The organism is Aeromicrobium piscarium (assembly GCF_007421815.1).
In the GTDB taxonomy this organism is placed as follows: Bacteria; Actinomycetota; Actinomycetes; order Propionibacteriales; family Nocardioidaceae; genus Aeromicrobium; species Aeromicrobium piscarium.
Genome location: NZ_VLNT01000039.1, coordinates 1 through 2,163 on the forward strand (window position 1 = coordinate 1; position 2,163 = coordinate 2,163).

The 2,163-nt window shown below is 67.9% G+C and carries 2 protein-coding genes; both read right to left on the reverse strand.

Annotated features, from left to right (window positions below; genetic code table 11):
* Positions 1 to 63 precede the first annotated feature (63 nt).
* Entirely contained in the window at positions 64 to 867 is an 804-nt protein-coding gene (gene istB / locus FNM00_RS18625) for an IS21-like element helper ATPase IstB (RefSeq protein WP_143915028.1), read from the reverse strand.
* Entirely contained in the window at positions 867 to 2,096 is a 1,230-nt protein-coding gene (gene istA / locus FNM00_RS18630) for an IS21 family transposase (RefSeq protein WP_143915029.1), read from the reverse strand. Before istA ends, istB begins: the two co-directional genes overlap by 1 nt.
* Positions 2,097 to 2,163 lie beyond the last annotated feature (67 nt).

Sequence of the window (2,163 nt, forward strand, 5' to 3'; positions counted from 1 at the left end):
TGTCGGCAACGCTCGAAAACTGGACGATTGCATCGCCCGAAAAGTGAACGGTGTGTGGGCAGCCTAGTCGTTGTCTCGGTCGGCGGTCTCGCGGATGCTGGGCAGCGTCTCGATGCCGCGGTTGCGTAGTCGGTAGCTGGCTCCCTTGAGGGTCAGCACGTCGGCGTGGTGGACGATGCGGTCGATCATCGCGGCGGCGACGGCCTGGTCGCCGAAGACACCGCCCCAGCCGGAGAACGGCAGGTTGCTGGTCAGGATGAGCGAGGCGTGTTCGTATCGGCTGGAGACGAGCTGGAAGAACAGGTTCGCGGCGTCTTGCTCGAAGGGCAGGTAGCCGACCTCGTCGACGATGATCAGTCCGTAGCGCCGCAACCGGGCGAGCTCTTGGGCAAGCCTGCCGGCGCGGTGGGCCTCGGTGAGTCGGGTGACCCACTCGGTGGCGGTGGCGAACAGGACCCGGTGGCCGTGGTGGGCTGCCGCGATCCCCAGGCCTGTCGCGAGGTGGGTCTTTCCGGTGCCTGGCGGGCCGAGCAGCACGACGTTGCGGGCCTCGGCCAGGAACCCTCCGGATGCCAGAGCGGCGACCTGCTGGCGGATGGCAGGTTGGGCGTCGAAGTCGAACTCCTCGATCGTCTTGACTGCAGCGAACCCCGCGGCCCGGATCCGCAGCTGGGCGCCGGAGGCGTTCCTGGCGGCGACCTCGCGGTCCAAGATCGCGGCGAGGTATTCCTCGTGGGTCCAGCCGGCATCTCTAGCGTGGTCGGCCAGCCGGGCGGCGGCTTCGGTGATCCGTGGCGCCTTCAATGCCGACGCGAGATAGGTGACTTGCTTGAGCGCCTCGTTGGCGGTGGGCTTCTTGGCGCTCATCAGGCCACCTCCGTCTCGCTCAGGCTGCCGTCGATGAGACCGAAGGCGCGGTCGTAGTCGGCCAGGTCCCGCACCAGCTCCTCGTGCACCTCGGAGGTCGGACGTGGTTGCCCGAACTGCTCACGCAGCACCTTCGCCGCGGCGACATGAGTGGGGTCAGTGATCGTCATGCCTCGTGCCCAGACCCTCTCGTGGGCAGCCACGAGACGTCCTTCGTGGCGGACCTCGACCCGGGCCAGATCGGCGCTCACGTCGACAAACCGGCCGATCACCGCCGGGTCCACGGAGTAGTCCGAGGAGTCGACGCGGACGTAGTAGTCCCGACCCAACCGGACCCGGTTCACCCAGCCGACCGTCGGCGCCACCGGTGGCAGCGGCAGCATCGCCGCCCGATCGGCATCAAGCAGGTCGACCGGGCGGGCCTTGGTCGTGCGCACCACCCGAGCGTTCGCCTTGGCCAGCCAGTCGCTGAACTGGGCGTTGAAGTCCGCCGGCGAGCTGAAGTCCCGTCCGGGCATGAAGGAGGTCTCGAAGAACCCGTTCCGGCGTTCCACCAGACCCTTGGACTCTGGATCGTAGGGCTTGAGCCGCACCAGTCTCGTGGCCAACGTGCCGGTGAACGCCCCGACCCCGTCGGCATGGCGCTTGCCTCGGCCGATGCCGGACTCGTTGTCCCAGATCAGTCGCCGCGGCACCGCGCCGAGTTGCTGCAGCAGCGCCCACATCCCCAGCAGTAGGTCCTCGGTGCGCCTGGTCGGGATCATCCGCCCGAGCATGAACCTCGAATGGGCCGCGGTGATCACCAGCACCGGCAGCAGCGTGCTCGTGCCGTCCTCCAGCGAGATCTTGGCCGGCGGGAACCACAGATCGCACTGCCCGGCGTCCCCGGGCAGCCACGTCAGCCGATCCGCCGGGTCGACCGGCCGGTGCTCAGGCCGAAGCCGACGGACGTTGTCGCGGAACCAGGTCATCGACCCGCTCCAGCCGACCCGCTCGGCGATCACCGTCGCCGGCATGTCCGGCGTCGCAACCAGCAGCTGTCGCACCAACGGCTCGAACGGCGTGAACGAGGTCGGTGCCGCCTTCCGCTCGTACTTCGGTGGGCTCTGTGAGGCCACCGCCTTGACCACCGTCGTCCGCGAGATCCCCAACCGCGCCGCGATCTGTCTCTTCGGCACTCCCTCGCCGGCAAGCCGACGGATCAACGCCCAGTCCTCCATAGTGATCACTCTCCGATCGTCGTGAGTGTTCACTTTTCAAGCGTCACAACTGTCCAGTTTTCGAGCGTCGTCGACA

Excerpts from the sequence above, each read along its gene's own strand:
- istB (WP_143915028.1), bottom strand. The coding sequence starts at position 867 with ATGAGCGCCAAGAAGCCCACCGCCAACGAGGCGCTCAAGCAAGTCACC.